Raw genomic sequence first — 6644 nt, 5'->3', positions numbered from 1 at the left:
ACCGCAAAGATCCCGAACTCCTCGGTCAGCACGGTCGCCAGCCACGACTGATATTCGCCGTAGCGGCGGTTATCCCGCGCGATCACGCCAAGCTCCGGCTCTTCGCCCGCGCGCAATTTGCGCAGCACGATGGGGGCTGCGACGGGAATGTAGATCGAGCCCTTGGGATTGCTGAGCGTCGAGATGATGCCGCGCATCATGTCTTCGGTATCGGGCAGCGACAGCAGAACGGTTCGTACGTTCCCAGCGCTGGAGCTCACGAGATTCATGAACGCGGTGCCGAACGGGATATAGACCGTGCCGACCTGCCGGTACTTGCCGTCGAAGCGCGATTTCTCCTCGAACACCAGGCACTTTTGCGCGTCGCTCCACGCGATCGAGATCAGGTAGGCATTGAAGTTGGCGGGGTTGGCGAACATCGGTCGGACGCAGAGATAGTCGCCCTGCAGATATTCGACGGCATCGAAGACATAGCCGCCGACGGACTTGGCGGCGGTGTCGTCCTTGACTCGCGCCTGCCTTTGAAAACTGGTCTTGAGAATGCCCTCGACCTTGTTCAGGGTGCGCTCGGTGAAGTCACCCTGAAACAGTTTTTCGATCGATGATTTCGACAGATGTTCGCGGATCAGGTCCTTGCGGGCCAGACCGTTGGCGTCCAGATGGCGCTGGATCGCGCTGGCGATGGCCTTCTTGTCCTGCCTGGAGCCGAGCCCCGTCTCCTGCGTCATGCCGTGGCACCCCAAAACTCATCAAAATCTAGCATGAACTTTCATGACTTGCCTATGTCGCCGGCGTCGCGTTCCATTTTTTGCGAATTCGGCTCGGGGCCATCCGAACAATGCGGCGAAGCGACATTCTTGATGGTCGCTGAAATCCGCATGGTTAATTTAGGCTGGCGGCGCGGGCAGCGAAGGGCTGTTCGCGAATCGAGAGCAGGGTGTCGGCATGCCGAACAGCGCGGCGAAACACCAAGACGTAACTGGCGATCCCAGCAGGATTCGAACCTGCAACCCACGGAGTAGAAATCCGTTACTCTATCCAGTTGAGCTATGGGACCGTTGGGGGCTTCATAGCACTGCCAATATGAAAAATCCGCTGTCCGGCCAAGCCCTTTTGCGAACCATTTTCAGCTTCCGGACGACCAACCGAAACGGTGGACCGCTGCGTTTGTCCGCCCTCGAGGCATTGCCGGGCCGCAGCCGGCTGCCGGGTGACACCCAGGAGCTCGCTTCGTCATATGCTGCACGCGACTTTTTCGCTACCTGCTTCGGGGGCCACGAGTCCGTCACCTTTTCGCGCACTTCTGATCGAAACGCGGCGCCTGTCCGCGTCCCAGGGAGATCCATCATGATTGGTTTGATTCGCGCCGCAGTACTTTGCGCAACGCTGGCGCTCGGGCTCGTCACGGCGCAGGCCGCGGACAAGGCCTTCAAACGCGACGATCTCCAGGATTCGGCGGTCAAGCTGGAGGCCCAGATCAAGAGCGAAGCCGGCGCGGTGGCGAAATCCAGCGCGACCCTGAAGACCGATGCCGACGCCGCCTTCAAGCGCAGCGATTTCCGCACCGGCCTGCAGATCCTCGGGCAGATCGCGGCCACCTCGCCCGAGGACAGCGGCAACTGGCTGCGGCTTTCCCGCGCCATCTTCCAGATCTGGCCGAAAAACTCCAGCGAAGGCACTTTCCTGCTGGAGCGCGCCTCGACCGCCGCCTACATCGCTTACCAGCGTGCCGGCAATGCCGGCGAAGAGGCGGACGCGCTGGCTGTGCTCGGCCGCGCGATGTCGGACCGCAAGCTGTGGCGGCCGGCACTGGACAGCCTGCGGATGTCGCTCGACATGCGCGAGGTCGCCGAAGTGCGCGGCCAATACGAGAAATTGCGCGACCAGCACGGCTTCCGGCTGCTCGATTACACCGTGGATTCCGATTCGGCGTCGCCGCGCGCCTGTTTCCAGTTCTCCGAGGACCTCGCCAAGCGCGTCGACTTCGCGCCGTTCCTGGCGCTGGCGGGCAGCGACAAGCCGGCGCTGACGTCGGAAGGCAAGCAACTGTGCGTCGACGGCCTCAAGCACGGCGAGCGCTACAACGTCAATCTGCGCGCCGGGCTGCCGTCCACGGTGAAGGAAACCCTGCCCAAATCGGCCGAGTTCAACATCTATGTGCGCGACCGCAAGCCGTTCGTGCGCTTCACCGGGCGCGCCTATGTGCTGCCGCGCACCGGCCAGCGCGGCATTCCCCTGGTCACCGTCAACACCCCGGCGGTTTCCGTCAACGTGTTCCGGATCGGCGACCGTAACCTGATCAATACGGTGCTGAGCAGCGACTTCCAGCAGGCCTTGAGCAAATACGAGCTTTCCGACCTGGGCGGCGAGCGCGGCGTCAAGGTCTGGTCCGGCGAACTCGCCACCGCGACCACGCTCAATCAGGACGTCACCACGGCATTTCCGGTCGACCAGGCCCTCGGCGAGTTGCAGCCGGGCGTCTATGTCATGACCGCCGAAGCCAAAGGCCCCGGCAGCGACAACGACAATTCGCTGGCGACGCAGTGGTTCATCGTTTCCGACCTGGGCCTGACGGCCTTCTCGGGCAATGACGGCATCCACGTGTTCGTCAATTCGCTGGCCTCGACGGAAGCGGTGGCCAGGGCCGAGGTGCGGCTGGTGGCGCGCAACAACGAAATACTGGCGACCCGCAAGACCGATGATTCCGGCCATGTGCTGTTCGAGGCGGGGCTGGCGCGCGGCGAGGGCGGGCTGTCGCCGGCCATGCTGACGGTATCCGGCGAGAAGACCGACTATGCCTTCCTCAGCCTGAAATCCAACGCCTTCGACCTCTCGGATCGCGGCGTGTCCGGCCGGGCCGTCCCGGCAGGCGCCGATGCCTTCGTCTATTCCGAGCGCGGTGTCTATCGCTCCAGCGAGACGGTCTATCTCACTGCGCTGCTGCGTGACGGCCAGGGCAATGCCGTGGCGGGCGGGCCGCTGACGCTGGTGATCGAGCGCCCCGACGGTGTCGAATTCCGTCGCGCCGTGCTGCCCGACCAGGGCGCGGGCGGGCGAAGTCTGGCGCTGACCCTCAATTCCGCGGTTCCGACCGGGACCTGGCGGGCGCGGGCCTTCACCGATCCCAAGGCCTCATCGGTTGGCGAAACCACCTTCATGGTCGAGGATTACATCCCCGAGCGGATCGAATTCGAGTTAACTGCCAAGGATAAGCAGATCAAAGCTGATGCTCCGGTAGAACTTAAGGTCGATGGCCGGTTCCTCTATGGCGCGCCGGCCTCGGGACTGCAGCTCGAAGGCGACATGCTGGTGGCGCCGGCCTCGGGACGGCCCGGCTTTGCCGGCTACCAGTTCGGCGTCGCGGATGAAGAAACCGCCAGCAACGAACGCACCCCGCTGGAAAACCTGCCGGAAGCCGACGCCAAGGGCGTCGCGACCTTCCCGGTCAGCCTGGCCAAACCGCCATCGTCGACCCGGCCTCAGGAAGCCCAGATCTTCGTCCGCATGGCGGAAGCGGGCGGCCGTTCGGTCGAACGCAAGCTGGTGCTGCCGGTCCAGCCGGCGGCGGCCATGATCGGGGTCAAACCGCTATTCGCCGACAAGAGCGTCGCGGAAGGCGACAAGGCAGGCTTCGACGTCGTGTTCGTGGCCCCCGAGGGCACGCAATTGGCGCGGGATGGCCTGCGCTACGAGTTGCTGAAGATCGAGTCCCGCTATCAGTGGTACCGGCAGAACTCGTCCTGGGAATACGAGCCGGTCAAATCGACCAAGCGGGTGGCCGATGGCGATCTCGCTGTTGCCGCCGACAAGCCGTCCCGGATCACGTTGTCGCCGCAGCCCGGCCGCTACCGGCTCGACGTCAAATCGACCGAGGCCGACGGTCCGCTGACCTCGGTGCAGTTCGATGTCGGCTGGTATTCCGAAGGCAGCGCCGATACGCCCGACCTGCTGGAGACCTCGATCGACAAGCCGGAATATCTGGCCGGCGATACCATGGTGGTGTCGGTCAATGCCCGCTCGGCCGGCCGGCTGACCATCAACGTGCTCGGCGACCGGTTGCTGACCACGCAATCCATCAACGTCAAGGAAGGCACCGCGCAGGTCAGAATTCCCGTCGGCAAGGACTGGGGTACCGGCGCCTATGTGGTGGCAACCTTGCGCCGCCCGCTCGATGCCGCCGCCTTGCGGATGCCCGGCCGGGCGATCGGCCTGAAATGGTTCGGTATCGACAAGAAGTCGCGCACGCTCACGGTGGAGCTGGCGCCGCCGGCTTTGGTGCGCCCCGGAACCGCGCTGAAGATTCCGGTCAGGCTCGGCGGTCTCAGTCCCGGCGAGGATGCCAAGATCGTCGTCGCCGCCGTCGACGTCGGCATTCTCAACCTGACCAACTACAAGCCGCCGGCGCCTGACGATTACTATCTCGGGCAGCGCCGCATGACCTCGGAAATCCGCGACATCTACGGACAGCTGATCGACGGCATGCATGGCACGCGCGGCCAGATCAGGACCGGCGGCGATTCCGCCGGCGCCGAGCTGCAGGGCAGTCCGCCCACGCAAAAGCCGCTGGCGCTGTATTCCGGGATCGTCACGGTCGCTGCCGACGGCACCGCGTCAGTTAATTTCGACATTCCGGAATTCGCCGGCACCGCGCGGGTGATGGCGGTGGCCTGGACTTCCACAAAACTCGGCCGCGCCACGACCGACGTCACGGTGCGCGACCCCGTGGTGCTGACCGCGACCTTGCCGCGCTTCCTGCTCAATGGTGACAAGGGCACCATGAGTTTCGATCTCGACAATGTCGAAGGTGCTGCGGGCGACTACACCGTCAGCGTCAAGACCACGGGCCCGGTGAAGGTGACCGGCAATCCGACGACCACGGTCAAACTCGCGGCCAAGCAACGCGCCTCGATGTCGCTGGCGCTCGATGCCGGCGGCGCCGGCACTGCGAAGCTCGATGTCGACATCAAGGGGCCGAACGGCCTGACGCTGGCGCGACATTACGCGCTCGACGTCAAGGCGGCGACGCAGATCCTGGCGCGCCGCTCGATCCGGACGCTGGCGAAAGGCGAGAGCCTGACGCTGACGTCGGACATGTTCTCGGATCTGGTGCAGGGCACCGGCGACGTCTCGCTGTCGGTCAGCCTGTCCACCGCGCTCGACGCCGCGACCATCCTGAAGGCGCTCGACCGTTATCCGCATGGCTGTTCGGAGCAGATCACCAGCCGTGCCATGCCGCTGCTCTATGTCAACGATCTGGCGGCGGGCGCACATCTCGCCATGGATACCGCGGTCGACCAGCGCATCAGGGATGCGATCGACCGGCTGCTGGCACGGCAGGGCTCGAACGGCTCGTTCGGACTGTGGTCGGCCGGCGGCGACGATTCCTGGCTCGACGCTTACGTCACGGACTTCCTGACCCGCGCCCGCGAAAAAGGGTTTTCGGTGCCGGATGTCCTGTTCAAGAGCGCACTCGACCGCATCCGCAACTCCGTGGTGAACGCCAACGAGCCGGAAAAGGACGGCGGCCGCGATCTGGCCTACGGCCTCTACGTGCTCGCCCGCAACGGCGCGGCACCGATCGGCGATTTGCGCTACCTCGCCGACACCAAGCTCGGCAATCTGGCGACGCCCATCGCCAAGTCGCAGCTGGCGGCGGCGCTGGCGCTGGTCGGCGACAAGGGGAGGGCGGAGCGGGTCTATGCCGCGGCCGCCGAAAGCCTGGCGCCGAAGCCGGTGCTGGAGTTCGGCCGGGTCGACTATGGCAGCGCCTTGCGCGATGCCGCAGCCCTGGTCTCGCTGGCGAGCGAAGGCAATGCGCCGCGGGCGACACTGACCCAGGCGGTCCAGCGTGTCGAAGCGGCACGCGGTCTCACGCCCTACACCTCGACCCAGGAAAATGCCTGGCTGGTGCTGGCGGCGCGCGCGCTCGCCAAGGAGACGCTGACGCTCGATGTCAATGGCGCCTCGGTCAAGACCGCGCTTTATCGCAGCTACAAGGCGACGGAGATGGCGGGCCAGCCGATCAAGATCACCAACACCGGCGATGCGCCGGTCCAGGCGGTGGTCTCGGTCTCCGGTTCGCCGGTGACGCCGGAGCCCGCGGCCTCGAATGGTTTCAAGATCGAGCGCAATTACTTCACGCTCGACGGCAAACCGGCTGACGTGTCCAAGGCGAAGCAGAACGACCGCTTTGCCGTGGTGCTGAAGATCACCGAGGCCAAGCCGGAACACGGTCACATCATGGTGTCGGATTATCTCCCGGCCGGTCTCGAGATCGACAATCCGCGTCTGGTTTCGTCCGGTGATACCGGCACGCTGGACTGGATCGAAGACGGCGAGGAGCCTGAAAATACCGAGTTCCGCGACGACCGTTTCACGGCGGCGATCGACCGGGCCAGCGACGATGCTGCGGTGTTCACGGTCGCCTATGTCGTGCGCGCGGTATCCCCCGGCAAATACGTGCTGCCGCAGGCCTACGTCGAAGACATGTACAATCCCTCGCGCTACGGCCGCACCGGCACCGGCACCGTTGAGGTGCGTTCGGCGAAATGAGTGCATCGGGCAACAACAGAAAGTCGTCATGGCCGGGCTTGACCCGGCCATCCACGGCTTTTGCTGAGCCGGAGAAGGAAGACGTGGATGGC

General features: G+C 64.8%; 2 protein-coding genes and 1 tRNA gene. 1 reads left to right on the top strand and 2 read right to left on the bottom strand.

Annotation, left to right across the window (positions count from 1 at the left end):
* Together Q7U29_RS20810 and Q7U29_RS20805 are read right to left on the bottom strand one after the other, a co-directional pair.
* A partial coding sequence (locus Q7U29_RS20810) for a hypothetical protein (protein WP_304744419.1) occupies positions 1 to 728 on the bottom strand: 728 nt, incomplete at its 3' end.
* Positions 729 to 980: 252 nt separating this feature from the next.
* Positions 981 to 1057 (bottom strand) — tRNA-Arg (locus Q7U29_RS20805).
* A 290-nt stretch (positions 1058 to 1347) separates the two neighbouring features.
* Between Q7U29_RS20805 and Q7U29_RS20800 the strand changes: the two genes are divergently transcribed.
* Entirely contained in the window at positions 1348 to 6552 is a 5205-nt protein-coding gene (locus Q7U29_RS20800; protein ID WP_304744418.1) for an alpha-2-macroglobulin, read from the top strand.
* Positions 6553 to 6644 lie beyond the last annotated feature (92 nt).

It is taken from the genome of Bradyrhizobium sp. (genome assembly GCF_030654605.1).
In the GTDB taxonomy this organism is placed as follows: domain Bacteria; phylum Pseudomonadota; class Alphaproteobacteria; order Rhizobiales; family Xanthobacteraceae; genus Bradyrhizobium.
This window is presented reverse-complemented; position numbering and strand designations above follow the sequence as displayed.

Excerpts from the sequence above, each read along its gene's own strand:
- Q7U29_RS20800 (WP_304744418.1), top strand. The coding sequence starts at position 1,348 with ATGATTGGTTTGATTCGCGCCGCAGTACTTTGCGCAACGCTGGCGCTC.